Annotated in this window: 24 protein-coding genes and 1 pseudogene; 12 read left to right on the top strand and 13 right to left on the bottom strand. The window is 72.5% G+C overall.

The genetic code is table 11. The features are described from left to right. Positions 1–29: 29 nt before the first annotated feature. Positions 30–3,038, bottom strand: a complete 3,009-nt coding sequence (gene uvrA / locus KRR39_RS07250; RefSeq protein WP_216941387.1) for an excinuclease ABC subunit UvrA — start codon at positions 3,036–3,038, stop codon at positions 30–32. Positions 3,039–3,124: 86 nt separating this feature from the next. Here uvrA and KRR39_RS07245 point away from each other — a divergent pair, with 86 nt between their 5' ends. From KRR39_RS07245 to KRR39_RS07235, 3 genes are all read left to right on the top strand, one after another. Next, positions 3,125–3,850 (top strand): maleylpyruvate isomerase family mycothiol-dependent enzyme, encoded by a 726-nt coding sequence (locus tag KRR39_RS07245; RefSeq protein WP_216941386.1) that lies wholly within the window; start codon positions 3,125–3,127, stop codon positions 3,848–3,850. Next, on the top strand, positions 3,847–4,500 hold the full coding sequence (locus KRR39_RS07240) for an MBL fold metallo-hydrolase (protein ID WP_216941385.1): 654 nt from the start codon (positions 3,847–3,849) through the stop codon (positions 4,498–4,500). The genes KRR39_RS07245 and KRR39_RS07240 overlap by 4 nt, the downstream gene beginning before the upstream one ends. Before the next feature lie 91 nt (positions 4,501–4,591). Continuing rightward, positions 4,592–4,948 (top strand): collagen-like protein, encoded by a 357-nt coding sequence (locus KRR39_RS07235; RefSeq protein WP_216941384.1) that lies wholly within the window; start codon positions 4,592–4,594, stop codon positions 4,946–4,948. Between the two features lie 4 nt (positions 4,949–4,952). Here KRR39_RS07235 and KRR39_RS07230 read toward each other — a convergent pair whose 3' ends face one another. After that, a complete protein-coding gene (locus tag KRR39_RS07230; protein ID WP_216941383.1) occupies positions 4,953–5,951 on the bottom strand; it encodes a phosphotransferase family protein in 999 nt (332 codons plus the stop codon). 17 nt (positions 5,952–5,968) lie between these two features. Between KRR39_RS07230 and map the strand changes: the two are divergent. After that, positions 5,969–6,734: pseudogene (map, locus tag KRR39_RS07225) on the top strand (type I methionyl aminopeptidase). Here the strand turns inward: map and KRR39_RS07220 are convergent. From KRR39_RS07220 to KRR39_RS07210, 3 genes are all read right to left on the bottom strand, one after another. Next, entirely contained in the window at positions 6,721–7,728 is a 1,008-nt protein-coding gene (locus KRR39_RS07220) for a GNAT family N-acetyltransferase (RefSeq protein ID WP_216941381.1), read from the bottom strand. The pseudogene map and the gene KRR39_RS07220 sit on opposite strands and share 14 nt — an antisense overlap. Before the next feature lie 252 nt (positions 7,729–7,980). Beyond that, positions 7,981–8,439, bottom strand: a complete 459-nt coding sequence (locus KRR39_RS07215; protein WP_216941380.1) for a hypothetical protein — start codon at positions 8,437–8,439, stop codon at positions 7,981–7,983. Positions 8,440–8,466: 27 nt separating this feature from the next. After that, positions 8,467–9,609: a N(5)-(carboxyethyl)ornithine synthase gene (locus KRR39_RS07210; RefSeq protein WP_216941379.1), complete on the bottom strand. Its 1,143-nt coding sequence runs from the start codon at positions 9,607–9,609 to the stop codon at positions 8,467–8,469. 116 nt (positions 9,610–9,725) lie between these two features. On the opposite strand from KRR39_RS07210, the gene KRR39_RS07205 reads away from it, so the two are divergent. Together KRR39_RS07205 and KRR39_RS07200 are read left to right on the top strand one after the other, a co-directional pair. Continuing rightward, on the top strand, positions 9,726–10,964 hold the full coding sequence (locus KRR39_RS07205) for an alpha/beta hydrolase (RefSeq protein WP_216941378.1): 1,239 nt from the start codon (positions 9,726–9,728) through the stop codon (positions 10,962–10,964). Continuing rightward, the gene (locus tag KRR39_RS07200) at positions 10,961–11,611 is read left to right on the top strand and encodes a class I SAM-dependent methyltransferase (RefSeq protein WP_254185570.1); all 651 of its coding nucleotides are present in this window, start codon (positions 10,961–10,963) and stop codon (positions 11,609–11,611) included. The genes KRR39_RS07205 and KRR39_RS07200 overlap by 4 nt, the downstream gene beginning before the upstream one ends. On the opposite strand, the gene KRR39_RS07195 is transcribed toward KRR39_RS07200, so the two are convergent. The 4 genes from KRR39_RS07195 to KRR39_RS07180 form a co-directional block, all read right to left on the bottom strand. Beyond that, on the bottom strand, positions 11,535–12,011 hold the full coding sequence (locus KRR39_RS07195) for a hypothetical protein (RefSeq protein WP_216941377.1): 477 nt from the start codon (positions 12,009–12,011) through the stop codon (positions 11,535–11,537). The genes KRR39_RS07200 and KRR39_RS07195 overlap by 77 nt on opposite strands. A 64-nt stretch (positions 12,012–12,075) precedes the next feature. Next, positions 12,076–13,155 carry a prenyltransferase gene (locus tag KRR39_RS07190; protein WP_216941376.1) on the bottom strand — a complete coding sequence of 360 codons (1,080 nt, stop codon included), beginning with the start codon at positions 13,153–13,155 and terminating at the stop codon, positions 12,076–12,078. Beyond that, a complete protein-coding gene (locus tag KRR39_RS07185; RefSeq protein WP_216941375.1) occupies positions 13,152–13,871 on the bottom strand; it encodes a class I SAM-dependent methyltransferase in 720 nt (239 codons plus the stop codon). Before KRR39_RS07185 ends, KRR39_RS07190 begins: the two co-directional genes overlap by 4 nt. Continuing rightward, positions 13,865–15,109 (bottom strand): glycosyltransferase family 4 protein, encoded by a 1,245-nt coding sequence (locus tag KRR39_RS07180; protein ID WP_216941374.1) that lies wholly within the window; start codon positions 15,107–15,109, stop codon positions 13,865–13,867. The genes KRR39_RS07185 and KRR39_RS07180 overlap by 7 nt, the downstream gene beginning before the upstream one ends. 92 nt (positions 15,110–15,201) lie before the next feature. Here KRR39_RS07180 and KRR39_RS07175 point away from each other — a divergent pair, with 92 nt between their 5' ends. The 3 genes from KRR39_RS07175 to KRR39_RS26505 are packed head-to-tail and all read left to right on the top strand — an operon-like array spanning position 15,202 to position 18,633. Continuing rightward, complete coding sequence (locus KRR39_RS07175) at positions 15,202–15,816, top strand: TetR family transcriptional regulator (RefSeq protein ID WP_254185569.1); 615 nt, start codon at positions 15,202–15,204, stop codon at positions 15,814–15,816. Between the two features lie 22 nt (positions 15,817–15,838). Next, a complete protein-coding gene (locus tag KRR39_RS07170; protein ID WP_216941372.1) occupies positions 15,839–16,654 on the top strand; it encodes a serine hydrolase in 816 nt (271 codons plus the stop codon). Beyond that, a complete protein-coding gene (locus KRR39_RS26505) occupies positions 16,651–18,633 on the top strand; it encodes an enolase C-terminal domain-like protein (protein ID WP_436972039.1) in 1,983 nt (660 codons plus the stop codon). The genes KRR39_RS07170 and KRR39_RS26505 overlap by 4 nt, the downstream gene beginning before the upstream one ends. A 45-nt stretch (positions 18,634–18,678) precedes the next feature. On the opposite strand, the gene KRR39_RS07155 is transcribed toward KRR39_RS26505, so the two are convergent. Then, the gene (locus KRR39_RS07155) at positions 18,679–19,737 is read right to left on the bottom strand and encodes a TerC family protein (RefSeq protein ID WP_216941371.1); all 1,059 of its coding nucleotides are present in this window, start codon (positions 19,735–19,737) and stop codon (positions 18,679–18,681) included. Positions 19,738–19,971: 234 nt separating this feature from the next. On the opposite strand from KRR39_RS07155, the gene KRR39_RS07150 reads away from it, so the two are divergent. Further along, the gene (locus KRR39_RS07150) at positions 19,972–21,063 is read left to right on the top strand and encodes an AbrB family transcriptional regulator (protein ID WP_216941370.1); all 1,092 of its coding nucleotides are present in this window, start codon (positions 19,972–19,974) and stop codon (positions 21,061–21,063) included. Here the strand turns inward: KRR39_RS07150 and KRR39_RS07145 are convergent. After that, positions 21,005–21,439: a VOC family protein gene (locus KRR39_RS07145; RefSeq protein WP_216941369.1), complete on the bottom strand. Its 435-nt coding sequence runs from the start codon at positions 21,437–21,439 to the stop codon at positions 21,005–21,007. The genes KRR39_RS07150 and KRR39_RS07145 overlap by 59 nt on opposite strands. Positions 21,440–21,465: 26 nt before the next feature. Between KRR39_RS07145 and KRR39_RS07140 the strand changes: the two genes are divergently transcribed. After that, the gene (locus KRR39_RS07140) at positions 21,466–21,984 is read left to right on the top strand and encodes a DUF1707 SHOCT-like domain-containing protein (protein WP_216941368.1); all 519 of its coding nucleotides are present in this window, start codon (positions 21,466–21,468) and stop codon (positions 21,982–21,984) included. Position 21,985: 1 nt separating this feature from the next. Here the strand turns inward: KRR39_RS07140 and KRR39_RS07135 are convergent, their stop codons facing one another. After that, on the bottom strand, positions 21,986–22,327 hold the full coding sequence (locus tag KRR39_RS07135) for an MmcQ/YjbR family DNA-binding protein (RefSeq protein WP_302053581.1): 342 nt from the start codon (positions 22,325–22,327) through the stop codon (positions 21,986–21,988). A 43-nt stretch (positions 22,328–22,370) separates the two neighbouring features. Continuing rightward, positions 22,371–24,479: an excinuclease ABC subunit UvrB gene (gene uvrB / locus KRR39_RS07130; protein WP_302053556.1), complete on the bottom strand. Its 2,109-nt coding sequence runs from the start codon at positions 24,477–24,479 to the stop codon at positions 22,371–22,373. Between the two features lie 101 nt (positions 24,480–24,580). Between uvrB and KRR39_RS07125 the strand changes: the two genes are divergently transcribed. Continuing rightward, on the top strand, positions 24,581–25,795 hold the full coding sequence (locus KRR39_RS07125) for a phospholipase D-like domain-containing protein (protein ID WP_216942461.1): 1,215 nt from the start codon (positions 24,581–24,583) through the stop codon (positions 25,793–25,795). Positions 25,796–25,814: the final 19 nt, after the last annotated feature.

Here is a 25,814-nt window from a genome sequence, read left to right as displayed (position 1 = left end):
AGGTCACTGAGGATCGGGTGACAGTCTGGCTACTTCGCGACCTTCCGGGCGGTCTTCTTCGCGGTCTTCGTCGCGGTCTTGTTGGTGGTGGTCCGGGCCGTCTTCCTCGCGGCCGAGGTCTTCGTCGCGGCCTTCTTCGGCGCGGCCGCCGTGGACTTCCTCGGCGCCCGCTTGGCGACCGGCTGCTGCGCCGGGCTGTCCGCGAGCAGCGGGGCCAGGAAGTGCCCGGTGTAGCTGTCCGGGTGGGCCGCGACCTCCTCGGGCGTGCCCTCCGCGACGACGTAGCCGCCCCGGTTGCCACCCTCGGGACCCATGTCGATCAGCCAGTCGGCGGTCTTGATCACGTCGAGGTTGTGCTCGATCACCAGCACCGTGTTGCCCTGGTCGACGAGCCGGCCGAGCACCAGCAGCAGCTTGCGGATGTCCTCGAAGTGCAGGCCGGTGGTCGGCTCGTCGAGGACGTAGACCGTGCGGCCCGTGGAGCGCTTCTGCAGCTCGGCGGACAGCTTGACCCGTTGGGCCTCGCCGCCCGACAGGGTCGGCGCGGGCTGGCCGAGCCGGACGTAGCCCAGGCCGACGTCGACGAGGGTCCGCATGTGCCGGTTGATCGCCGGGATGGCCGCGAAGAAGTCCACGGCCTCCTCGATCGGCATGTCCAGCACCTCGGCGATCGTCTTGCCCTTGTAGTGCACCTCGAGCGTCTCGCGGTTGTAGCGCGCGCCGTGGCACACCTCGCAGGGGACGTAGACGTCCGGGAGGAAGTTCATCTCGATCTTGATCGTGCCGTCGCCGGAGCACGCCTCGCAGCGGCCGCCCTTGACGTTGAAGGAGAACCGGCCCTGCTGGTAGCCGCGGACCTTCGCCTCCTGGGTGGAGGCGAACAGCTTGCGCACGTGGTCGAAGACGCCGGTGTACGTCGCCGGGTTGCTGCGCGGCGTACGCCCGATCGGGGACTGGTCGACGTGGATCACCTTGTCGACGTTGTCCAGGCCCTCGATGCGGCGGTGCCGGCCGGGCACGGTGCGGGCGTTGTAGATCTGCTTGGCCAGCGAGGTGTAGAGGATGTCGTTGACGAGCGTCGACTTGCCGGAGCCGGAGACGCCGGTGACCGCGACGAACAGGCCCAGCGGGAACTTCACGTCGATGTCCTGCAGGTTGTGCTCGCGGGCGCCGCGCACCACCAGGTCGTTGCCCGGGGTGCGGGGCCGGCGCACGTCGGGCACCGGGATCGACCGGCGGCCGGAGAGGTACATGCCGGTCGAGGAGTCCGGGTGGTCCAGCAGCTCCTGCACGGTGCCGGAGACGACGACCTGGCCGCCGTGCTCCCCCGCGCCGGGGCCGATGTCGACGACCCAGTCGGCGACCCGGATGGTGTCCTCGTCGTGCTCGACGACGATCAGCGTGTTGCCGAGGTCCTTGAGCCGGACCAGCGTCTCGATCAGCCGGTGGTTGTCACGCTGGTGCAGACCGATCGACGGCTCGTCGAGGACGTAGAGGACGCCGACCAGACCGGCGCCGATCTGGGTGGCCAGCCGGATCCGCTGCGCCTCGCCGCCGGACAGCGAGCCGGAGGGCCGGTCCAGGGAGAGGTAGTCGAGGCCGACGTCGAGCAGGAAGGCGAGCCGCTCCTGGATCTCCTTGAGCACCCGCTCGGCGATCTGCTTCTCGCGGTAGGACAGCTCCAGGGTGCGCAGGAACTCGGCCGACTCGTTGATCGGCATCCGGCAGACCGCGGCGATGCTCTTGCCGCCCAGGGTGACCGCCATCGAGACGGCCTTGAGCCGGCTGCCCTCGCAGACCGGGCACGGCACCTCGCGCATGAAGCCCTCGTAGCGCTCCCGGCTGGTGTCGGACTCCGACTCGCGGTGCCGGCGCTCGATGTAGGGTCGGACACCCTCGAAGTTCGTGTAGTAGGAGCGCTGGCGGCCGTAGCGGTTGGTGTGCCGCACGTGCACCTTGGTGGCGTGCCCGTCCAGGATCGCCTTGCGGGCGCGGGCGGGCAGCTGCTCCCACGGGGTGTTCAGGTCGAAGCCGAGCTCGTCGCCGAGCGCGCTGAGCAGCCGGGTGAAGAAGTCCGCGACGTGCGCGCCCGACCACGGGCCGATGACGCCCTCGCCGAGCGTGGCGCTCGGGTCCTGGATCACCAGCTCCGCGTCGACCTCCATCCGGGTGCCGATGCCGTGGCACTCGGGGCAGGCGCCGAACGGCGAGTTGAACGAGAAGGACCGCGGCTCGAGGTCGTCGGTGTCGATCGGGTGCTCGTTGGGGCAGGCCATCTTCTCGGAGAACTTGAGCTCCCGGGCCGGGTCCTTCGCGGGCAGGTCGACGAAGTCGAACACCACCAGGCCTCCGGCCAGGCCGAGGGCGGTCTCCACCGAGTCGGTGAGCCGGCGCTTGGAGGAGGCCTTGACCGCGAGCCGGTCGACGACGACCTCGATCGTGTGCTTCTTCTGCTTGTCGAGCTTGGGCGGCTCGTCGAGGGAGTAGGTCTCGCCGTTGACCCGGGCCCGGGAGAACCCCTGGGTCTGGAGCTGGCGGAACAGGTCGACGTACTCGCCCTTGCGGCCGCGGATCACCGGGGCGAGCACCTGGAACCGGGCACCCTCCTCGAGGGTGAGGATCCGGTCCACGATCTGCTGCGGGGTCTGCCGCGAGATCGGCGCCCCGCAGGTCGGGCAGTGCGGGCGGCCGGCGCGGGCGTAGAGCAGCCGGAGGTAGTCGTAGACCTCGGTGATCGTGCCGACCGTGGAGCGGGGGTTCTTCGAGGTGGACTTCTGGTCGATGGAGACGGCCGGCGAGAGGCCCTCGATGAAGTCGACGTCGGGCTTGTCCATCTGCCCGAGGAACTGGCGGGCGTAGGCGGACAGCGACTCGACGTAGCGCCGCTGGCCCTCCGCGAAGATCGTGTCGAACGCCAGGCTCGACTTCCCGGAGCCCGAGAGGCCGGTGAAGACGATCAGCGCGTCCCGCGGCAGCTCGAGCGAGACATCCTTCAGGTTGTGCTCGCGGGCACCCCGGATCACGAGCTGGTCAGCCACGGCACATCCTCAATAGGTCGCGTTCGAACAAACGTTCGCCATGATAGCGGGTGGAACAAGCGGCGCCCGCAGGCTTGGATGGGGTGATGACCACGTCCTCGGCCCTTCCGCAGATCGACGAGACGCTGCTTGCCACGACACGGTATCTGCAGGCACTGACAGTCCTCGACGACGAGTCCGTACGGCGGCCCTCCGTGCTGCCCGGCTGGACCCGCGCGCACGTGGTGGCGCACCTGTCCCGCAACGCCGACGCGTTCACCCGGGTGCTCGCCCAGGCGGCGGCCGGCGAGCCCGCCTCGATGTACCCCTCGAGCGACGCCCGGGACGCCGAGATCGAGGAGACCGTCCGCTCCCACGACCTCGCCGGTCTGGTGGAGGACGCCACGGCGTCGGTCGCCCGGCTCACCGAGGCGTTCTGGACGTGCACCGCCGACCCGGCCACGCCGTACGCCCGGACCGCCGGCGGCGAGCCCACCTTCGCGCTGGACACCCTGGGGCCGCGCCGCCGGGCCGAGGTGGAGATCCACCACGCCGACCTGGACCTCGGCTACGAGCCGGCCGGCTGGCCGCCGGACTTCTCCCGCGCGGTGGTCCGCCAGCGGCAGGGCGAGCTGGCGGCGCTGCCGGGCGGCGGGCCGTCGATGGTGCTGTCCGCCACCGACGTCGACGGGCTCTGGAAGTTCGGCGTCGGCCAGGGACCGGAGATCCGCGGCGCCGCCGGCGACCTGGCCTGGTGGCTGGTCGGCCGGGGCGACGGGCGCGGGCTAGCCTGCTCGGCAGGCGTTCTGCCGATCCTGGGAAGGTGGAGATGAGCTATCACGGCAAGGTCAGTCCCGGCAGCGCGCCGGACGTCCGGGAGCTCCCGGCGCTGATCATCACGAAGTTCTCGGTCAGCGAGATGGACAACAACGTCTACCTGCTGCACTGCCGCGCGACCGACGAGCAGGTGCTCGTCGACGCCGCGGACGACGCCGCACGGATCCTGCAGGTCGTCGGCGACGGTGGCCTGCGCCGGGTGGTCACCACCCACCAGCACTGGGACCACCACCGCGCGCTGGCCGAGGTCGTCCGGGCCACCGGCGCCGAGACGGTCGCGGGCGAGGAGGACGCCGACGAGCTGCCGGTCCCCGTGGACCGCAGGGTCTCCGACGGCGACGTCGTCGAGGTCGGCGACTGCCGGCTCGAGGTGATCCACCTCGTCGGCCACACCCCCGGGTCCATCGCGCTGCTGTACGACGACCCCGAGGGCGCCCCGCACCTGTGGACCGGTGACTGCCTCTTCCCCGGCGGCGTGGGCGGGACCCGCTCCCCCGAGGACTTCGCGTCGCTGATCGGAGACGTGTCGGCCAAGGTGTTCGACCGGTTGCCGGACGAGACCTGGTTCTACCCCGGCCACGGCGACGACTCCACGCTCGGCGAGCAGCGCCCGCACCTCGCGGAGTGGCGCGAGCGCGGCTGGTGACGGCGGTGCCGGCAGCCGGGCGGCCCGGCCGAACGGCCGCACTTCGGGCGAAGCCCGGACGGGACCGGCCAGGCACCTTTACCTTGGCCCCATGGGAAAGATGGTGGTGACCTGCGTCCTGGCGCTGGTGTTCGGATTCGTGGGCGCGTTCGGCGCCGTGGCGACGTTCCAGGGGTCGCTGCAGGGTGCGCAGGGCGAGACGGGGCTCACCGGTGCCCCCGGCCCGACCGGTCCTGCGGGGCAGGACGGGGCCGACGGCCTCGACGGGAAGGACGGCAAGGACGGGAAGGCCGGCAAGACGGGCAAGGCCGCGAAGGTGCAGGTGAAGCCCGTGGACCTCGGCTCGACCGGGTGCTCGGGCCGGTCGGTCCAGGTGATCACCGACGTGACCGTCACCGCCGGCCAGAAGCTCAGGCTGACCAAGAAGAACGTCTGCGTGGTCAAGTAGCCGCTCAGTCCTCCAGCAGCCCCAGGAACCAGTCGCGGACCGGGAACTCGTTCTCGGCATGCGTCGACAGCGGCTCCCCGGCCAGCGCCGCGCGGTAGGCCAGCGCCTTCCCGACACATCCCGTACGACGGGCCAGGTCGACGCAGCGCACGAGGTCGGCGCGGGCGGCGTACCGGGTGAACGGCTCGAGGTAGGCGTCGCGCACCCGCAGGAGCTCGGGGGTCGGCGCGGGCCGCCCGTCGACGTACGTGCCGGCGTGGAAGGCGATCGAGTTCAGCGTGGCCAGCATGGTGCCGAGCGGGTGCCCCCACGTCGCGTCGCCCCAGTCGATCACCCGGGCGTCGGCGGGGGTCCCGGGCCAGCAGACGTTCGCGGAGTGCAGGTCGTCGTGCTGCACCGAGTCCGGCACCCCGCAGGCGCGGAGCTCCGCGCACTGCTCGGCGACGACCGGCAGCGCCCGCTCCAGGGCGGCGGCCTGCCCGAACGACAGGCCGCCCTCGTCCTCGGGGGTGCCGGCCAGCTCGTCGAGCAGCCGGCGGGCCAGCCCGGGAACCGTCGCGGGCGACACCTCGGCGATGCCGGTGGCGAGCACCTCGTCACGGTGCCCGGCCAGCGCCACCTGCGCCTCGGCGTAGCGCGGCAGCAGCCGCTCCCACGCGTCCCACAGCTCGTCGGCCGGCAGCGCCTCGCGCAGCACCGGGCCGGCGTCCCGGGCCAACGACCAGCCCCGCGCCGCGTCGACCGCGAGGACCTCGGGCAGCAGGCCCGGGACCAGCCGGTCGAGCTCGCGGACCAGGGTCGCCTCGTGCCGGGTGCCCGGACCGTTCACCTTGAACCACACGCGTCCCGCCGTGGTCTCGAAGCGGATCGTGCTGGACCACGGGCGGGCGTGCGGCTGGACGCCCTCGCCCGTCAGCGCGACCTCGAGCGGGACGAGCCGGTCCGCGACCCACGCCCGCGCCTCCTCCGCGAAGGCGGGGCTGGTCCAGGTCCCGACGCTCACCGCCGTAGGCTCTCTGCGTGATCGAGCTGCGAACCCCCCGCCGAGATCGAGCAGATGAAGCCCGCCGGGCGTTTCGTCGCCGATGTGCTGACCCGTCTCCAGGAGGCCGCCGACGTGGGCGTCAACCTGCTGGAGCTCGACGCGCTCGCGCACCGGATGATCCGGGACCGCGGTGCCGAGTCCTGCTACATCGACTACCACCCGTCCTTCGGCGCGATGCCGTTCGGCAAGGTGCTGTGCACCTCGGTCAACGACGCGGTGCTGCACGGCCTCCCCCACGACTACGTGCTCGCCGACGGGGACCTGCTCAGCGTGGACTTCGCCGCCTCCGTCGACGGCTGGGTCTCCGACTCCGCGCTCAGCGTCGTGGTCGGCACCCCCGCGCAGCAGGACCTCGACCTGATCGACACCGCCAGCCGGGCGCTGGACGCCGGCATCGCGGCCGCCCAGGCCGGGTCCCGGATCGGGGACATCTCCGCCGCCATCTCCGCGGTGGCCCACGCCGACGGCCTCTCGGTGAACACCGACTTCGGCGGTCACGGCGTCGGCCGCACGATGCACGGCGACCCGCACGTGCCGAACGACGGCCGCCCCGGTCGCGGGTACCCGTTGAAGCCGGGACTGGTGATCGCCATCGAGCCGTGGTTCCTGCAGACCTCCGACGTGCTGTGGACCGACCCGGACGGCTGGACGCTGCGCAGCGGCGACGGCTCCCGCGGCGCGCACATGGAGCACACCATCGCCATCACGGAGGACGGCCCGCTGGTGCTCACCGCCCGGTGACCAGCGACTTCTGGAACTGCAGCTCGCGTCCCATCACCCGGTAGCCCAGCGCCTCGTTGACCGCGATCATGTGGTCGTTCGACTCGGCGTTCCAGGTGTCGACGGTCGCGACCTGGGGCTCGGCCTCGGCCAGCCACAGCAGCATCCCGGCCTTCAGCAGCAGACCGAGCCGGTGGCCGCGGTGCGCCTTCGCCACGGCGGTGTCGTGCTGGTCGGCGATCTCGGGACGCTGCACCTCGACCGCCACCACGGTGTGGCCGCCCAGCTCGCCGGTCCCCCGGTGCCGCGCCACCAGCCGGTAGAGCCGGTTGCCGCTGGCCAGCGCCGCGTCCTCGTAGGCGGCCAGCCGCTCGGGTGAGAACACCTCGTCCTCGATGTCCAGGTCGTCGGTGGGTGCGTCGTTGATCGCCGACACCAGCTCGACCATGGCGTCGACCAGCTCGGGGGGCGTCCGCCCGGTGATCCGGACCAGCTCGTAGTCGGTCGCGGCGGCGGCCGCCTCGTCGTACAGCCGTCGCACGCGGCCGGGCTCGAGCTCGGCCAGGTGCTGGCGCCGCATGATCGCCTGGGACTTCCTCTCGAGACCGTGCCGGGCCGCGAAGCCCAGCGCCCGCTCGGACTCCCAGCCGTCGGTGCCGACGCTGGTGCGGCCCAGCGCCCGGACCTCCTCCACCAGGCGCTCGAACAGCGCCGTCCCGTAGCCGCGGCGCCGGTGCTCGGGCAGGATCCCCAGCCACAGCCAGGCGAGGTGGGTGTTGTCGCGCTCGGAGGTGAAGACGAGGGCGTCGCCCACCGGGGTGCCGTCGACGCGGGCGAGGTAGCACGCCGGCGGCTCGCCGTCCCAGCCACGCTCGAGGAACAGGCGGAACCGGTCGGGCAGCCAGGGGTGCTCCCACGGCGCGTCGGCGGCGGCCACCGCGTTGCTGATCTCGAACGAGGCGCGGACGTCGTCGTCGTCGTCGGGCGTGAACCGGTGGATCTCGAGGTCGGACATGGGTCCAGGCTGACGCGCCGCGGGCCCCGGCGCGACCCAATTACGGGTGTGACGTGACCCGGCTCAGCGCTTCTTGCCCTTGGTGACGATCTCGGCGGTGGCGGAGGTGTGCTTGGCGTCGGCCTTGGCGTGCTTGTCGGCCCGCTTCTCCTTCAGGGACTTGCCGTCTTTCTTCGACATGTTCTGTCGGGGGGGACTTGTCTGCCATGGCGTTGCTCCCTGGTGGAGCGCGGAGGCTCCTTGGGCCGGAGCCTACGCGCCGGCGCTCCGCGCGCGCCGCATCAGGGTCAGCACGACCGCGGCGACGAACGCCTGGGTCTCGGGCCGCAGCGCGTCCGGCAGGCGTACGTCGAGCGCGCGACCGGTCCACGACCTCTGCGCGACGGCCCCCAGCGGGGTGCCGGCGCCGTCGCACAGCTCGTAGCGCGGCGAGCGGACCCCGCGCTTGGTGAGCGTGCCCACCCGCCCGTCGTACCCGATCTCCCAGCTGGGCGAGAGCAGCCCGCGCCGGCGCGCGTGGGCCACCGGTCGGCCGGCCTCGGTGAGCAGCAGCCGGCCGGCACCCCGGGTGAAGCCCCACTCCCGTCCGGCGACGGTGACGGTGCCGCGCTCCCCCCACACGGAGCCGTCGAACGTGGCCAGCACCCGCTCGTCGTCGTCGACCAGGTCGAAGCCGTTCTGCAGGACGCCGTGCGGTCTCGCGGTGCTCACCGGGTCATCGTGGCACGCACGCGGTCCTCAGGCGTGCGGGTGCGGGAAGTCGGCGGAACGGTGCTGGAAGGACAGGATGTCCGGGTTCTGCACCACGCCCTCGCGGATCTCGATCGCCCGGCGGATCGTCTCGTCGGCGTCCCAGCGGTCACCTCCGGCCATCACGACGGGCAGGTAGGGCAGCAGCGCCTCGCTGTTCTCCCACGTCGCGGAGTCCCAGAGGTACGACGGGGTGTGGTCGACCCCGTAGTAGTGCACGTTGTCGCCGACGGTGAACATCGGCTGCTCGAAGGACGTCGGCCGGGCCCAGCTGAAGCCCATGCCGAGGTCGCAGGAGACGTCGACGATCAGGGTGCCGGGTGCCAGGGTCGGGAGGTCCTCGTCGACCAGGAAGGTGAGCGGGGCGTCGGTGTCCTGCAGCACGCAGTTCACGATCAGGTCGTGCTCGGCGAGGAACACCGGCAGCGGGGCGAGGCCCTCCTCGGTCATCACCTGGCTGCGGCGGGGGTTCTCGTCGTCGTGGTGGAAGTGCATGATCCGCGCGGAGTGGATCGGTGACCCGACGGCGGCGACCTCGCGGTTGGTCAGCACGTCGACGTCGTGGATGCCGTGCGCCTTCAGGGCGGTCACCGCCCCGCGGGCGGTGGCGCCGAAGCCGATCACCGCGGCCCGCAGCCGCCGGCCGTAGTCACCGGTCAGGCCGACGAGCTGGAGGGCGTGCAGCACCGAGGAGTAGCCGGCCAGCTCGTTGTTCTTGTGGAAGACGTGCAGCGCGAAGGTGCCGTCGGGGTGCCGGTGGTTCATCGCCTCGAAGGCGATCAGCGTGAGCCGGCGGTCGATCGCGAGCTGGGTCAGCTTCTCGTCCTGCACGCAGTGCGGCCAGCCCCACAGGGTCTGTCCGTCGCGCATGTCCGCGAGGTCGGCGTGCTGCGGCTTGGGCAGGAGGATCACGTCGCACTGCGCGAGCAGCTGCTCGCGGGTGCGCATGCCGGCGACCGACGCGGCGAGCTGCTCGTCGTCGACGCCGAAGCGCTCGCCGTAGCCGTGCTCGAGGAAGATCCGGGACCGCAGCGCGGGGTCGATCCGGTCCAGGTGCTGGGGATGGATCGGCCGGCGGTGCTCGTTCTCCTTCGCCGACTGCGACATGACACCGAGCGTGAGCTGATCCATCGAAGGGCCTCCTTCAGTTGGGCGCCACACGGCGCAGGGCCCTGGGGCCGAGGCTACGCGGCACGTGTGACCGGGCACACCCTGCAACACGTTCTAGCCGTCGGTAGGCTGCGCGCATGCCGGGATTCCTGCTGCGCCAGCTCGCCACCGCGGCGCTCACCGCGAACGCGGTGCGGCCGGTCCCGGGCTACCAGGTCGCGGTGCCCTCGATGGCGGCCGGCTGGCTCACCAGCGAGCTCGCGCCGCACCTGCTCGCGCTGACCGTCGCCGACGCCGTCCGCGAGCTGGCCCGCGGCCGCCGCGACCGGCCCGCCCTCGCGCTGGCCGCCGGGTCCGCGCTCGCGCTCGCGGCCGTGGTGGCCCAGTCCGCCCGCGCCCAGGAGCACGTCGACCGGGCCCTCGTCGAGGCGCTCGGCCCGGACTACCGCGACCGGCTGAGCGCGACGTACACCGACCTGGACCTGTCGACGCCGCTGAGTCAGCTGGCGATGCCGTTCCGGCTGCACGACGACGAGGTCGAGGTCGTCAAGGACCTGCCCTACGACACCGAGCACGGCAAGCGCGGGCTGCTCGACGTCTACCGGCAGCGCGGCACGGACGCCACGGACGCGCCGGTGCTGCTGCACGTGCACGGCGGGGCCTGGTCGATCGGCGACAAGGAGCACCAGGGCATCCCGCTGATGCTGCACATGGCGGCCCGTGGCTGGGTGTGCGTGACGATCAACTACCGGCTCAGCCCCCGGGACCCGTTCCCGGCCCACATCGTCGACGTGAAGCGGGCGATCGCCTGGATCCGGGAGCACGGCCCGGCCTACGGCGCCGACCCGTCGTTCCTGGCCGTCACCGGTGGCTCGGCGGGCGGCCACCTCGCGGCGCTGGCGGCGCTCACCCCGGACGACCCGGAGTACCAGCCCGGCTTCGAGGACGCCGACACCAGCGTGCAGGCGGCCGCCCCGCACTACGGCGTCTACGACTTCGCCGGTGCCAGCGGGGGCCGCGCCGCACAGCTGATGCGCGACCGCTTCCTCGGACCGAAGGTGCTGTTCAAGGACCCGGTGAGCGACCTCGCGGACTTCGAGCGGGCCTCCCCGCTGCTGCGGGTGAACGCGGACGCCCCGCCGTTCTTCGTGGTGCACGGCCGCAGCGACTCGCTGGTCGACGTCGACCAGGCCCGGACGTTCGTGGCGGCGCTGCGGGAGGTGTCGCACCAGCCGGTCGCCTACGCCGAGCTGCCCGGCACCCAGCACGCCTTCGACGTGTTCCCCTCGATCCGGTCGGCCGCCGTGGTCCGCGGCGTCGACCGGTTCCTGCGGTTCAGCCACGACGCGTGGGTCGCCGCCCGGACCACGCCGTGAGCGGCCTTCCCGAGCCGCTGCGCGCCAAGGCCCTCGCCGCGAAGGGCTTCATGCCCGAGGACGAGGGTGACCTGCTGTACGACGTCGCGGTCGGTGCGCTCGCCGGGGGGCCCGGGCTCGAGGTCGGCACCTACTGCGGCAAGTCGGCGATCTACCTCGGTGCCGCCGCCCGGGCCGCGGGCAGCACGGTGTTCACCGTCGACCACCATCGCGGCTCGGAGGAGAACCAGGCCGGCTGGGAGTACCACGACGTCACGCTGGCCGACCCCGAGTTCGGCCGGCTCGACACCCTCCCGGTGTTCCGGCGCACGCTCAAGGACGCCGGCCTCGAGGAGGAGGTGGTCGCGGTCGTCGGCCGCTCGACGACGGTCTCCGCGCTGTGGCGCACTCCCCTGGCCCTGCTGTTCGTGGACGGCGGGCACACCGACGAGCACGCCGGCAACGACTACACCGGCTGGGGCCGCTGGGTCGCGCACGGCGGCACGCTCGTGGTGCACGACGTGTTCCCGGACCCCGCGGACGGCGGCCAGGCGCCGTACCGGATCTACCTGCGGGCGCTGTCGAGCGGCTTCACCGAGACCGCGGTGCTCGGCTCGATGCGGGTGCTGACCCGCGTCGGGGGCGACGCGGGCGACCCGGTCCGCTGACCGGCTTCCCGCGCACCAGACGGGCGAACGACACCACGAGGGCGATCCCGCTGCCCACGATCCCGACCGCGAGCAGGACGTGCACGACCAGGGACCAGTCGAGGCCGCTGGCCCCGAAGTCGAACGGGCACACCCGCCAGATCCGGAGCAGCGCCGTGGCCCCGACCGCGGTCACCGCCAGGTCGCCGGTGGCCCGCCAGCGCGGCCCGTCGTGCACCAGGTAGGTCAGGTTCGCCACCAGCGAGACGAGCAGCGAGGCGTTCACGAGGCCCAGCACCTCGGAGGTCCGGTCGGTGAGGAAGCCCACCGCCTGCCAGCCCGGCCAGCGGTTCACCGCGTAGAGCACCGCCGCGTCGACCAGCGCGGCCACCACGTAGCCGGCACGACGACCCTGCGCCATCCGCCCGCACCTCCCTCACCTGCGCCTCCAGGGTGTGACGCGGGGGCGGCGAGCGGCTAGTGGCCTACGTCCTGACGAGCGCGTCGGCGCAGCCGCACTCGAGCCCGATCTCCGGGAAGTCGTGCGGCAGCGAGCTGCCACGGAAGATGTCCGAGCCCGGCGTGGTCGTGGACAGGGCGTCGACCGCGAGGACCACCGCGGCCGAGGTGTACGTCGTGTGCTCGGCCGGCCAGATCTTCTCGTCGGCGAAGACGTAGCCGGTCCAGTAGCCGCCGTCCTCGCCGCGCAGGTGCTGCATGTCCGCGACCAGCGCGAGGGCCCGCTCCCGGTCCCCGACGACGTCCAGGGCGAGGGCCAGCTCGCAGGTCTCCGCACCGGTCACCCACGGGTTGGTGTCGACGCAGCGGATGCCGAGCCCCGGCACCACGAAGTCGTCCCAGCGACCGGCCAGCAGCGCCTGCGCCGGGGCGCCGCGGACCGCTCCGCCGAGCACCGGGTAGTACCAGTCCATCGAGAACGTGGACTTGTCGAGGAACTCGCCGCGGTGGTGCCGCAGCGCGTGGCCCAGCCGGCCGGCCGCGAGCTCCCACTCCGGCTGCGCCGAGCCCATCAGCCCGGCCAGCGCCAGGCCCGCCCGCAGGGCGTGGAAGATGCTCGAGCTGCCGGCGACCAGGGCCTCGGCGTTGACGGCCCCCGCCGGGTCCTGCGACCAGGCGATCCCGCCGAACGGCAGCTGCAGGGAGACCGCGAAGTCCAGACCACGGCGGACGGCGTCCCAGGTGCGCCGCACGAACGGCTCGTCGCGCCGCACCAGCCAGTGGTGCCAGACGCCCACCGCGAGGTAGGCCGACATGTTCGTCTCGCCGCTCGCGTCGTCGACGACCCCCGCGACCAGCTTCATCGGCCAGGACCCGTCGGCGCGCTGGGTGGCCAGGCACCAGTCGTAGGCGCGGTGGGCGGCGTCGACCTCGCCGCCGACCAGCAGCGCCATCGCGGCCTCGACGTGGTTCCACGCGTCGGTGTGCGCCCCGGGCGTCCACGGGACCGCCCCGTCCGGCTCCTGTGCCCGGGCGATCGACGCGGCCGTGGCCGCGACGTCGCGGCTGCTGAGCAGCCCCGGCAGCGCGGGCACCTCGGTGCTCACGCGGCCTCGGGCTTGCGGAGGTAGAGCACCAGGCTCTTGCCGATCAGCGGGTTCAGCGCCCGCTCGGCCAGCCGGGTGGCCAGCGGCTTCTTCATGATGTCCCACACCAGGACCCGGTGGTAGGCCTTCACCAGCGGGTGCTGGTCGCGGTCGACGCCGACGGCGCACTTGATCCACCAGTAGGGCGAGTGCAGCCCGTGGGCGTGGTCGCGGCCCTCGTAGACCAGGCCGGCCGCGACCAGCTTGGCGACCAGCTCGTCACCGGTGTAGATCCGCACGTGCCCGCCCTCCACCTCGTGGTAGGCGTCCGACAGCGCCCAGCAGACCTTCTCCGGCAGCCACCGCGGCACGGTCACGGCCATCGTGCCGCCGGGGCGCAGCACCCGGGCCAGCTCGGCGATCGCGTCGGTGTCGGCGGGGATGTGCTCGAGCACCTCCGAGGCCACCACCCGGTCGAACTCGCCGTCCGCGAACGGCAGCGACAGCGCGTCGCCCTGCTTGATGTCGGCCTCCGCGCCGTCGGGCACCTCGCCCGCGTCGCGCATCGCGCCGAACAGGTCGAGGACCCCGGCGAGCTCGTCGCCGTCCTGGTCGAACGCGACCACGTCGCCGCCGCGGCGGTACATCTCGAACGCGTGCCGGCCGGCGCCGCAGCCCATGTCGAGGACGCGGTCCCCGGGGCGCAGCTCCAGCCGGTCGAAGTCAACGGTCAGCACGTGCTCTCTCCTCGTCGTACGTCGATCGCCTGCTGGTAGCTCCGGACGGTCGCCTCGGCCACCGCGCGCCAGCTGAACTCGGCCAGCGCGCGCTCCCGGCCCGCGGCGCCCATCCGGGCCCGCCGGGCGGGGTCGTCGAGCAGCGCGGCCAGGGCCTGCGCGAGCTCGCCGACGTCACCGGGCGTGACCAGGTCCGCGCAGAGCCCGTCGGGCCCGACCACCTCCGGGATCGCGCCGGCCCGGCTGACCACCAGCGGCGTGGCGCAGGCCATCGCCTCCGCGGTCGGCAGCGAGAACCCCTCGTAGAGCGAGGGGACGCAGGCGACCTCGGCCGAGCCCACCGTGGCGGCGAGCTCCTCGTCGGTGATGTCGTGCACGAACCGCACCGACCCGCTGATCCCGAGCCGCTCCACGATCTGCTCGGTCCGGCCGCCGGGCTTGGGCCGCGAGACCAGCAGCAGCTCCAGGTCACGCTCGGTGCGCAGCTTGGCGAACGCCTCCAGGAGGGTCGCGATCCCCTTCATCGGGGTGTCCGCGCTGGCCATCGCCACGATCCGGCCGGGCACCCGGGGCTCGCTCGGGGGCCGGAACACGTCGTCGACGCCGAGCGGGATCACCGTGATCCGGGACCGGTCGACGCCGAAGTCGGCGACCACGTCGCGCGCGGAGCTCTCCGAGGGCACCAGCACGGTCTGGATCCGTCGGGCGACGCGGCCCTGCATGCGCAGGAACCCGTACCAGCGGCGCAGGGTCAGCTGCTGCCGCCAGGAGGTCGCGGCGGCCAGGTCGGTGCGGCGGTCGAAGGTGATCGGGTGGTGGATGGTGGCCACCAGCGGGAGGCCGGCGCGCTGCACCTCGAGCATCCCGTCGGCCAGCGTCTGGTTGTCGTGCACCACGTCGAAGTCGTCGACGCGGGACCGGAGCAGCCGGGCCACGCGGCGGCCGAACGTGCGCGGCTCGGGGAAGCCCGCGGTCCACATCGTCGCCACCTCCAGCACGTCGGTGAGGTCGCGGATCTCGCCGGGCCGCGGGGTGCGGAACGGGTCCGGCTCGCGGTAGAGGTCCAGGCTGGGCACCTCGGTCAGCCGCACGCCGGGGTCGAGCACCGGGTAGGGCTGGCCGGACAGCACCTCGACCTCGTGGCCCAGGGCGACCAGCTCACGGCTCAGGTGGCGCACGTAGACGCCCTGACCGCCGCAGTGCGGCTTGCTGCGGTAGGACAGCAGGGCGATGCGCAACCGGGCCTCCGGAATGACTAGAACGTGTTCTCATTATGCGCGAACGCGGTGTTAGCCTACGGGGTGAGGTCGTCGTCCACGGGAGGCCCATCGTGACGCGGACCGACTCGCTCGCCTTCGAGGACCTGGGCTCCGCCGCGCAGCGCGAGCGGCGCCGCCGGATCCTGGACGCGGCGACCGCCCTGGCCGCCAAGGGCGGTTTCGACCAGGTGCAGATGCGCGCGGTGGCGGTGCGCGCGGACGTCGCGCTGGGCACGCTCTACCGCTACTTCCCCTCCAAGATCCACCTGCTCGTCTCGGTGCTCGGCCAGCAGTTCGAGCAGGCGGCCGAGTCCGTCGCCCGCAGGCCGGTCCCCGGGAACACCGCGGCCGACCGGGTGATGCTCGTGCTGGGGCGGACCACCCGGATGCTGCAGCGTGAGCCGAACCTCACCGAGGCGCTGACCCGCGCGTTCGTGTTCGCCGACGCGTCGGCTGCCCACGAGATCCACGTCGTCGGCCTGCACGTGAGCCGGATGCTGCTCGCCGCGATGCGCGACCCGGCCGACACGTCGCCCGCCGGGGAGCCGACCGAGGAGCAGCGCGCGATCACCAAGGTGATCGGGGACGTGTGGTTCGCCAGCCTGGTCCAGTGGGTGACCGGGCGCGCGTCGGCGGCCGACGTGGCCACCTCGCTCGACGTGGCCGTCCGGCTGCTGCTGCGCTGAGCGGGCCCACTAGCCTGGCCGCGTGCCAGCCGACCCCCGTGCGTTCGCCGACCTGCCCGTTCCCGAGTCGGTCTCGGTGTGGCTCGGGGAGCCGGGCCGCCCGGCGTCGTACGAGCACGCGGCGGACCGGGTGCACTACGCCGCCAGCACCATGAAGCTGCCGCTGCTGGTCGCGGCCTACCGCCGCCACGAGCGCGGCGAGCTCGACCTGGACACCCTGGTGCCGGTGCACAACGAGCTGCGCTCGGCGTACGACGGCTCGGTGTTCTCCCTGGACCGGGCCGACGACCAGGACGACGAGACCTGGGACGCGATCGGTACGACGGTCAGCCTGCGCACCCTGGCCCGGCACGCCACCGTGAAGTCCGGCAACCTGGCGACCGACCTGCTGCTCGAGCACGTCGGCACCGGCGAGGTGGCGGCGGTGCTGCGGGACGCCGGCTGCTCCCCCGCGACCGTGCTGCCGCGTGGCATCGAGGACGCCGCGGCCCGCGGCGCCGGGATGGACAACCTGGTGACCGCCGCCGACCTGGCCCGGGTGCTCGCCGGGGTGGCGACCGGGACGCTGGCCGAGCCGGGCACCTGCGCGGACGTCGAGATCGTGCTGTCCGGGCAGGAGCACCGCAACCAGGTGCCGGCCGGGCTGCCCGAGGGCACCTACGTGGCGCACAAGACCGGGTGGGTCCCCGGCGTCGCCCACGACGTGGCGCTGGTCCGTCCCGACGGCCTGGCGCCGTACGTCCTGGTCGTGTGCAGCACCGACGAGGCTCCCGAGGAGACGCTCTACGCGCGCAACGCCGCCGTCAGCGCCGCCGTCTGGGAGAGGTGGACCGCATGAGCCGGATCGAGACCGTCACCACGACGCGGCTGACCACGCCGCTGCACACCCCGTTCGTGACCGCGCTGCGCCGGACCACCACCACGGACACCGTCGTGGTCCGGGTCGTCGACAGCGACGGGGTCACCGGCTGGGGCGAGGCGCCCCAGGTGTGGCAGGTGACCGGCGAGTCGCTCGCCGGCGCCCAGGCCTGCGTCGACGGGCCGCTGGCGGCGGTCGTCGTGGGCCGTCACCCCGACGACCTGGCCGGGCTGTGCCGCGAGGTCGCCGGTGCGGTGGCCGGCAACCACGGCGCCAAGGCGGCCGTCGACGTGGCCCTGCACGACCTGGTCGCCCGGCGCCGCGGGGTCAGCCTGCCGGTGCTGCTGGGCGGCACCGCGCTGCGGGTGCCCACCGACGTCACCCTCGCCGCCGGTGACGCCGAGGCCCTCGCCGGGACCGCCCGGGCGCGGGTCGCCGACGGCTTCCCGGTGCTCAAGATGAAGGTCGGCACGGACGCCGCCACCGACGTCGGACGGGTGCGCGCGGTGCGGGCGGCCGTCGGTCCGGACACCCGGATCCGGCTGGACGCCAACCAGGGCTGGACGCCACGCGACGCGGTCCGGGTGATCGGCGCGCTCGAGGACGCCGGCCTCGACGTCGAGCTCGTCGAGCAGCCCGTCCCGGCCGCCGACCTGGACGGGATGGCCTGGGTCACCGACCGGGTGGGGACCCCGGTGATGGCCGACGAGTCGGTGTACGGCGTCCGGGACCTCGTCGAGGTGATCCGCCGGCGCTCGGCCGACCTGGTGAACGTGGAAGCTCGCGAAGTGCGGCGGGCTGCGCGTCGCGGGCACCCTGCTGGAGCTCGCCCGGGCCCAGGGCATGGGCAGCATCGTCGGCTCCATGATGGAGACGCACATCGGGGTGGCCGCCGCAGCCAGCCTGGTCGCCGCGCACGGCACGTCGGCCGTCTGCGACCTGGACGCCGCCTGGTGGGCGACCGCGTCACCCGTCGTCGGCGGGATGACCTACGACGGGGCGACGGTCGTGCTGCCGGACGCCCCCGGACTCGGGATCGAGGACCTGGCATGACCGAGATGCTCGAGGTGGCCGTGCCGGTCACCACCGTGTGGACGTCCCCGGACGCGCCACGGGACCTCGACGAGGCCGCCGTACGCGACCGCCCCGACGCCGGGGGCTGGGCGGACTCGATGGGCAAGGAGGTCCGGCTGGGCCTGCACGGGCGCACCGAGACCCAGCTGCTGGCGGGCGACCCGGTCGAGGTGCTCGAGACGGCCGGCGCCTGGTCCCGGGTCGTGGCGCCCTGGCAGCGCTCCTCGCGCGACGAGCGCGGCTACCCCGGCTGGGTGCGCTCGGCCCACCTGGACACTCCGGTCGACCGGGTCGACGGGCCGACCGCGTACGTCGCCGCACGCACCGCGACCTGCCTGGTGGACGGCGAGCCGGTGGTGCTGTCGTTCGGCACGGTGCTGTGGCTGCGCGAGCTCACCTCGGGCTCCGTGTCGGTGGACCTGCCCGGGGGGCGGACGGGCACCCTGGACCCGTCCGCGGTCCGGCTGTCCGACAAGGGCGAGCTGCCCTCCGACGACCCCGGCCCGGTCCTCGAGGCGGCCCGCGGCTTCCTCGGCGTGCGCTACCTGTGGGGCGGCACCAGCGCCTGGGGCGTGGACTGCTCCGGGCTGGTGCACCTGTGCTGGCGCAGCCAGGGCGTGCTGCTCCCCCGCGACGCCCACGACCAGGCGGCCTCGCCACGGGTCGACCCGGTGCCGCTGGACGCCGTGCAGCCGGGCGACCTGTACTTCTTCGCCCGCCCCGGTGAGCGGATCTACCACGTCGGGTTCGTGACCGCCCCGGTCGCGGCCGACGGCACCCGTTGGATGCTGCACGCCCCGGAGGGCGGCGAGCTGATCGAGGACGTGCCGCTGGCCCCGCACCGGCTCGAGACCCTGGTCTCGGCCGGCCGGGTGCGCGTCTGAGTCAGTCCTGGGGGCCGGCGGGACGGGCCGGCACGGACGCCGCGGTCACTTCTTCGCGTCCCCGGCCGGCTCGACGTCCTCGGCGTTGCTGCCGGCGTCGTCGTTGAGCGCCTCGGCGAGCTGGCTCTTGTTCTGCACGCCGTTCTTCGAGGCGATCAGGCTGGCGACCGTGGTGATCGCGAGGATGCCGATGATGGTGCCCAGCGAGACCAGGATCGGGATGTCCGGCGCCCACGCGATGTGCTGGCCGCCGTTCACGAACGGCAGCTCGTTCTCGTGCATGGCGTGCAGGATCAGCTTGAGGCCGATGAAGCCGAGCAGCACCGCGAGGCCGTAGGACAGGTAGACCAGTCGCTGGAGCAGGCCGCCGATCAGGAAGTAGAGCTGGCGCAGGCCCATCAGCGCGAAGATGTTCGCGGTCAGGACGAGGTAGGGCTCCTTGGTGAGGCCGTAGATCGCCGGGATGGAGTCCAGGGCGAACAGCAGGTCCGTGGTGCCCAGCGCCAGCACCACGATGAACATCGGGGTGATCACCCGCTTGCCGTGCTCCTTGGCGAGCACCTTCACGCCGTGCCACTTGTCGGTGGCCGGGAGGTGCGTCTCGACCCACTTGATCAGCCGGTTCTCCTCGTACTCGTCGTCGTCGTTCGACCCCTCGGAGGCGAGCTTGAACGCCGTGTAGAGCAGGAAGGCGCCGAAGATGTAGAAGATCCAGCTGAACTCGTTGATCGCGGCGGCGCCGACGGCGATGAAGATCGCGCGCATCACCAGGGCGAGCACGATGCCGACCATCAGGGCTTCCTGCTGGTACTGCCGCGGGACGCCGAACTTGGCCATGATGATGATGAAGATGAACAGGTTGTCGACGGACAGGGAGTACTCCGTCAGCCAGCCGGCGAAGAACTCGGTGCCGTACTGGTGGCCGGAGAAGATCCACACGCCGATGCCGAAGACCACGGCCAGGCCGACGTACACGCCCAGCGAGATCGAGACCTCCTTGGTGGAGGGCTCGTGGGGGCGGCGTCCGATGATGATGACGTCGAAGAGCAGGACCGACACCGTGACGATGATGGTGGTCCACCAGACCCAGGTGGGAACGTCCACAGACTGACCTTTCCGGAGAGCTGAACGGCGCGCGGACGCGCACCGCCTGAGCAAGTCCGGAGGTCTCTCCCGCCCGCTCGCGCGGACCAACGGCACCGGGGCCGGCCGAGGCCGGGCACCGTGATGACGACACCGTTGCGAAGGAATACTCCCCTCCAACGGGACCCATGCTCCCAGAATCCGGCCGCTGACACGAATCGGCGCCCGTTCCTGGACACACCTAGAGTGGCGTCGGTGCGCCCGGTCCCCCGCCCCGTCCGCGCGTGGCTGGTGGTGGTCGTCGTGACCGTGGCCGCGAGCGCGCTGTTCGGCCTGCTGCGGCTGCCGTCCCCGGTGCTGTTCGGCTCGCTGGTCGGCGGGATGGTGCACGCCCTCGGGTCGCGCACCGAGCTGGAGATGCCGCCGCTCGCGCTCCGGGTGGGCCAGGCGCTGGTGGGCGCCGTGATCGGTGGGCTGGTGAGGCTCGCGACCCTGTCCCGGCTGGTGGACGACTGGCCGTCGGTGGTGCTGGTGACGGTCGGCACCCTGGCGATCAGCCTGGTCGCGGGGCGGCTGCTGGCGCTGCGCCGGGACGTCTCGCCGGCCACCGGGTCCTTCGCCCTGATCGCCGGCGGCGCCTCGGGGATCGTGGCGCTGGCCCGGGAGCTGGGCGCCGACGACCGGGTGGTGACGATCGTGCAGTACCTCCGGGTGCTGCTGGTGCTGATGGCGATGCCGCTGGTCACCACGGTGTTCTTCCACGCGCCGGGAGGGGTCGGTTCGCTGAGCGCCGGGCCCACGCGCTGGGGGCCGGACCTGGTGTTCGTCACCGTGGCGGTGGCCGCCGGTCTCGGTCTGCAGCGGTTCGTGCGCGCCCCGGCGACGGCCCTGCTGGGGCCGATGCTGGTCGCGGTGGCCGTCTCCGCGAGCGGGGTGCTGGGCAGCGTCTCGGTGCCCACCGCGCTGGCGCAGCTCGGCTACGCGCTGATCGGCGTGCGGGTCGGGCTGCGGTTCACCCGGGCCAGCCTGCGCAGCATCGCCCGGCTGCTGCCGCTCGCGACCGCGCTGATCGTGCTGGTGATCGTCGCCTGCGCCCTGCTCGGCCTGCTGCTGTCCGACGTCACCGGGGTGGACCGGCTCACGGCGTACCTCGCCACCACCCCCGGCGGCCTGTTCGCGGTGCTGGCCACCGCGGCCGACAGCGGGTCGGACGTGACCTACGTGCTCGCGGTCCAGGTGATCCGGGTGTTCGCGATGCTGCTGGTGGCGCCGCTGCTGGCCCGGTGGTTCAGTCCAGGCAGAACTCGTTCCCCTCGGGGTCCTGCATCACGAGGTGGCCGGCGCTGATCCCGCCGGGCTCGAACCGCTCGACGCGCACCGCGCCCAGCCTGACCAGCCGCGCCGCCTCGGCCTCGAGAGCCGCCATCCGGGCGTCGCTCTCGAGCCCCGGCGCGGCCCGCACGTCGAGGTGCACGCGGTTCTTGGCCGTCTTGCCCTCGGGGACCTGCTGGAAGAACAGCCGCGGGCCCGCGCCGTCGGGGTCGTGCACCGCGCTGGCGCTGTTGCGGCGCTCCGGCGGGACGCCCCAGGCGTCGAGGGCCTTGTCCCAGGTCGCGAAGCCGGCCGGCGGCTCGTCCGGGACGTAACCGAGCACTTCCGCCCAGAACGTCGCCAGACCCGCCGGGTCGGCGCCGTCGAAGGTGACCTGCACCTCACGTGCCATGTGTCCTCGCTCCTAGACTCGTCGACGTGACTGCTGCGAACCCGTGGGGGGACTTCACCGAGGACCCGCGCCGCCCGGACACCGCGCGGCTGCGCGCGTCGGACCGGGACCGCGACGTGGTGCTCGGGGTGCTGACCGAGGGGTACGCCGAGGGCCGGATCACCAAGCAGGAGTACGACGAGCGGGCCGGTGCTGCCGCGGCGGCGAAGACCCTCGGCCAGCTGCCGGGGCTGATCCTCGACCTCGTGCCGCTGACGGTGCGAGCGCCCGAGGAGGACCTGCAGGCACTCGCCGTGCAGCGGTGGCAGGCAGCCCGGCAGCACGCGCTGACCTGGCTGCTCGTGCCGTCGCTGGTCTCCTGGACGATCTGGCTGGCCAACGGCTGGAGCCGGGGCGCGGGCTTCGACCCGGGCTTCGCCTGGCCGGCGTTCCTCACGCTGTGGACCGGGCTGCGGCTGGTCCGGGTGCTGACGAACAAGCAGGAGATCGTGCTCGCGGAGCGCCGGCGGCTGGAGAGGCGCCGGCGCAAGGCGCTGGGCGGCTGACTCACGCCTCCTCCCACCCCGGCGGACGGTGCTTGCGGGCCAGCCGGGAGACCACCAGGGCGTAGGAGTCGTCGACCGCGGCGAGGATCTCGTCGTCCGGGATCGCGCCGCCCACGGTCAGGGTGTTCCACCCGGAGCGGCCGATGTAGGCCATCACCGCCGCGTCGTCGGGGTAGCGGGCCAGCCACTCGTCGGCCTGCTCGCGGTCCGTGCCGGCCTTCACCCCGACCGAGCCGTCGCCCAGGAACGCGAAGATCTTGCCGGCGGCCGGCGCCTTCCCGACCTTGATCACCGGGAACTCGTGGTCCCACGGGTTGTCCGGCCACGCACCGGGCTTCGCCAGGCAGTGCCGCTGCAGCTCCCCCCGGCGTCATCCCAGCCCCATCTCAGCGGGCTCCGGCCTCGACCATCTGACGGAGCTCCTTCTTCAGCTCCTGGATCTCGTCGCGCAGCCGGGCGGCCAGCTCGAACTGCAGCTCCGCGGCCGCGGTGTGCATCTGGTCGGTGAGGCCCTGCACCAGCGCCGCCAGGTCGGAGGACGGCATCCCCGCCAGCTCGGCGGCGTGCCGGCCGACGTCCTTGGAGGACAGGCCCGGGACCGGCGCCTTGCCGCGGGACTGCTGGCGGCCACCGCCCCCGAGCAGCTCGGCGGTGTCCTCGTCCTCGCGCTGCAGCATCTCGGTGATGTCCGCGATCTTCTTGCGCAGCGGCTGCGGGTCCACCCCGTGGAAGGTGTTGTAGGCGACCTGCTTCTCGCGGCGCCGGTTGGTCTCGTCGATCGCCCGCTCCATCGAGGGGGTGACCTTGTCGGCGTACATCACGACCTGGCCGGACACGTTGCGGGCCGCACGGCCGATCGTCTGGATCAGCGACTTGTCCGAGCGGAGGAAGCCCTCCTTGTCGGCGTCGAGGATCGCGACCAGCGAGACCTCCGGGAGGTCGAGCCCCTCGCGCAGCAGGTTGATGCCGACCAGGACGTCGTACTGGCCCAGGCGCAGCTCGCGGAGCAGCTCGATGCGCCGCAGCGTGTCCACCTCGCTGTGCAGGTAGCGGGTGCGGATGCCGGCCTCGAGGAGGTAGTCGGTGAGGTCCTCCGACATCTTCTTGGTCAGCGTGGTGACCAGCACGCGCTCGTTCTTCTCGGTGCGCTCGCGGATCTCGTGGATCAGGTCGTCGATCTGGCCCTTGGTCGGCTTGACGATGACCTCGGGGTCGATCAGGCCGGTCGGCCGGATGATCTGCTCGACCACGTCCCCCCCGACCTTGGAGAGCTCGTAGTCGCCCGGGGTCGCCGAGAGGTAGATGGTCTGCCCGATCCGCTCCAGGAACTCCTCCCAGCGCAGCGGCCGGTTGTCCATCGCGGACGGCAGCCGGAAGCCGTGGTCGACGAGGTTGCGCTTGCGGGACATGTCGCCCTCGTACATCCCGCCGATCTGCGGGATCGCGACGTGCGACTCGTCCACGACCAGCAGGAAGTCCTCGGGGAAGTAGTCGATCAGGCAGTTCGGGGCCGAGCCGCGCTGCCGGCCGTCGATGTGCATCGAGTAGTTCTCGATGCCGGCGCAGGAGCCGACCTGGCGCATCATCTCCACGTCGTAGGTGGTCCGCATCCGCAGCCGCTGCGCCTCGAGCAGCTTGCCCTGCTTCTCGAACGTCGCGAGCTGGTCCTCGAGCTCGAGCTCGATCCCGGTGATCGCGCGCTCCATCCGCTCCGGGCCGGCGACGTAGTGGGTGGCCGGGAAGACGTGCAGCTCGGTGTCCTCGGTGACCACCTCGCCGGTGAGCGGGTGCAGGGTCATCAGGCGCTCGATCTCGTCGCCGAAGAACTCGATGCGGATCGCGAGCTCCTCGTAGACCGGGAAGATCTCGAGGGTGTCCCCGCGGACCCGGAAGGTGCCGCGGGTGAACGCCATGTCGTTGCGGGTGTACTGGATCTCGACGAGCCGGCGCAGCATCGAGTCGCGGTCGTGCTCCTCGCCCACCTTGAGGCGGAGCATCCGGTCGACGTACTCCTGCGGGGTGCCCAGACCGTAGATGCAGGACACCGTGGACACCACGATGACGTCGCGGCGGGTCAGCAGCGAGTTGGTCGCCGAGTGCCGCAGCCGCTCCACCTCCTCGTTGATCGAGGAGTCCTTCTCGATGTAGGTGTCCGTCTGGGGGACGTAGGCCTCGGGCTGGTAGTAGTCGTAGTAGGAGACGAAGTACTCGACCGCGTTGTTCGGCAGCAGCTGGCGCAGCTCGTTGGCGAACTGGGCGGCCAGGGTCTTGTTGGGCTGCATCACCAGCGTCGGCCGCTGCAGCTTCTCGACGGCCCACGCGATGCTGGCGGTCTTGCCGGTGCCGGTGGCGCCGAGCAGCACGACGTCCTTCTCGCCACCACGGATGCGTCGCTCGATGTCCGCGATCGCGGTCGGCTGGTCGCCGGACGGGACGTAGTCGGACACCACCTCGAACGGGGCGACCCGGCGCTGCAGGTCGGTCACTGGCCTCATGACCAGCAGCCTACGACCCGGCACCGACAGGATAGATTCGTGGCGTGAGCACCCGACGCAGAACGCCCTGGTCGGGTGACGCACGTGCCCCCCTGGCCGCGATGGCCAAGCGCACGCTGCTGGGGCTCCTCGGCCTCCAGGTCGTGCTGGCGCTCGTCCTCACGCTGGTCGACTCCCGGCGCCGTCGCGGACGCAAGCCGAAGCCGTTCCCCACGACGCCGCCCGCCGAGGTGACGATCGGGGACGGCACCGTCACGACGTACACCTTCGGGCAGGACCTGTACGACGACATGCTGGCCGCCATCGACGGCGCCCGGCACCGCGTCCTGTTCGAGTCCTACATCTGGAAGGGCGACGCCACCGGCGAGCTGTTCAAGAAGGCGCTGAGCCGGGCGGCCGGCCGCGGCGTCGAGGTCTACGCGGTGTACGACGGGTTCGCGAACCTCGTGGTCTCGCCGCTGTTCAAGCGCTTCGGCCCGCGCCTGAAGGTGCTGGAGTACCCCGTCTACAACGCCGGCTGGCGGTTCTTCGACCTGCGCCGCTACGGCCGCGACCACCGCAAGATCCTGGTGGTCGACGACCGGCTCGGGTTCGTCGGCGGCTACAACATCGGGTCGGCCTACGCCACCGAGTGGCGCGACACGCACGTCCGGATCACCGGCCCCGGGGTCTGGGACCTGGCCCGCACCTTCGCGGACTTCTACAACCTCAACCGGCGCAACCGGCACGGGGTGGCGCCGCTGCTGCTGGAGACCGCGTCCGACTGGGAGCCGCGGATCCGGGTGCACCGCAACGTCCCCCGGCTCTGGATGTTCCCGATCCGGTCGATGTACCTCGAGGCGATCAACCGGGCCTCGCACCACGTCTGGATGACGCACGCCTACTTCATCCCCGACTCGGACTTCGTGGAGGCGATCAAGGCCGCGGCGCACCGGGGGGTGGACGTCCGGCTGCTGCTGCCGGCGGTCTCCAACCACGTCGTCGCGGACTGGCTGTCCCGCGGCTACTACGGCGAGATGCTCGCCGCCGGGGTCCGGATCTTCCGGTTCCAGGGCGCGATGGTGCACGCGAAGACCTCGACCATCGACGGGCGCTGGTCGACGGTCGGCACCGCCAACATCGACCGCCTGTCGATGACCGGCAACTACGAGGTGAACGTGGAGTTCGTGGACGCCTCGATGGCCACCCAGATGGAGCGGATCTACGAGACCGACCTGTCGAACTGCGTCGAGCTCACCGCCGAGACCTGGGCGGCCCGCGGGATCCACAAGAAGTTCACCGAGCTGGTCCTCGCGCCGCTGCGACCGCTGCTCTGACGCCGGGACGAGACCGCCC

This window comes from Nocardioides panacis (genome assembly GCF_019039255.1).
GTDB lineage: Bacteria > Actinomycetota > Actinomycetes > Propionibacteriales > Nocardioidaceae > Nocardioides_B > Nocardioides_B panacis.
This window is presented reverse-complemented; position numbering and strand designations above follow the sequence as displayed.